Source organism: Bartonella sp. MM97QHHN (assembly GCF_042194285.1).
Classification (GTDB): Bacteria; Pseudomonadota; Alphaproteobacteria; order Rhizobiales; family Rhizobiaceae; genus Bartonella.
Genome location: NZ_JBHIMS010000015.1, coordinates 1 through 1,193 on the forward strand (window position 1 = coordinate 1; position 1,193 = coordinate 1,193).

Here is a 1,193-nt window from a genome sequence, read left to right on the forward strand (position 1 = left end):
GAGAAAGCACTTGGTATTCAATTAGGTAGGTATCAAAATGAAAAAAAGTGAAAAAAATAAAAAATACGTATTGACTTTAAAGAAAAGGTCGTTTATTAAGGTTGGCAAGTGCTAAAAACACTATATGAATAGCGAGTAAGCCACGATAAGGTTTCTCCAATTTTTAAAATACTGACTTTCTTTTGTGCTGTCTCTAGCATATAACGATTATGTCGGGTGTAGCTATACCATACAATACCCTTCGCGAGGGGAAAGTATAGCGGCGGACTATTCACCGTGTTTTTAGCGCCCGGCGCCCTTATGGGTTGTCAATTAAAAACTCTATTGAATAGGATTACTAGCATGAACGCTACAGTTAAAAAGAGAAAACCATCCAAAAAATATGAATTGACTAATGAAATAGATCATATGACTGGTCTCACATTATACCGTATACGCGCCTTAAAAGATTTTGGAGATGTCAAGGCGGGGGATTTAGGTGGTTTTATAGAAAATGAAAGCAACCTATCGCATTATGGTACGTGCTGGGTATATGATAAAGCCCGCGTTTTTCAAAATGCCCGCGTTTCTGGGAATGCAAAAGTAAGAAGCTTTTTTGTAGACGTTTGTGGGAATGCAAAAATTTATGGGAATGCTATTTTTGAAGCTATTTTTATGGGAGGCAATGCGCGTCTTTATGGGAATGCTCATATTAAAGGTGCTGTTGTAATTGAAGGCAATGCAAAGATTTATGATAATGCCTATGTAACTGATCATGCTCATATTTCTGATGATGCCGTCATTTGTGATAATGCTCATGTTGGAGGCAATGCAAAAATAAGCGGTGCTGCTTATATTTGTGATGACGCGCGTGTTTTCGATGATGCCGTTGTATGTGGTGCTCTTATCTCAGGAGATTCTTATGTTCATAGCGCCGCTTCTTTAACAGCAGATGATCATATTTGGAATGAAGCATATCCCGAATTTGGTAGTGAAGATGATTATTATCGTCATGAGTATTATGATGATTTTGAAGACTATTATGATGCTGATCTTGAATCGGAAAATGATGACGATTTAGAATGTGAATTAGAATGTGAAAAAGAAGCTGCTTAATTAAACAATAGGGCGGTGCGGGGGCGCCTCCTTATAACCATTTCATTTAAAAATTTGTTTGAATATTAGATTAGGGAGCTACCTATGACCACTAAAAC

1 protein-coding gene is annotated in these 1,193 nt (G+C 37.2%); it reads left to right on the forward strand.

Going from position 1 to position 1,193, the window contains the following annotated elements:
* Nucleotides 1–342: 342 nt before the first annotated feature.
* Nucleotides 343–1,095, forward strand: a complete 753-nt coding sequence (locus ACFIJW_RS00235) for a hypothetical protein (protein ID WP_375632699.1) — start codon at nt 343–345, stop codon at nt 1,093–1,095.
* The last annotated feature ends 98 nt before the right edge of the window (nt 1,096–1,193 follow it).

What these genes read in the sequence shown, in the direction of transcription:
- ACFIJW_RS00235 (WP_375632699.1), top strand. Translation starts at nt 343, where the DNA reads ATGAACGCTACAGTTAAAAAGAGAAAACCATCCAAAAAATATGAATTG.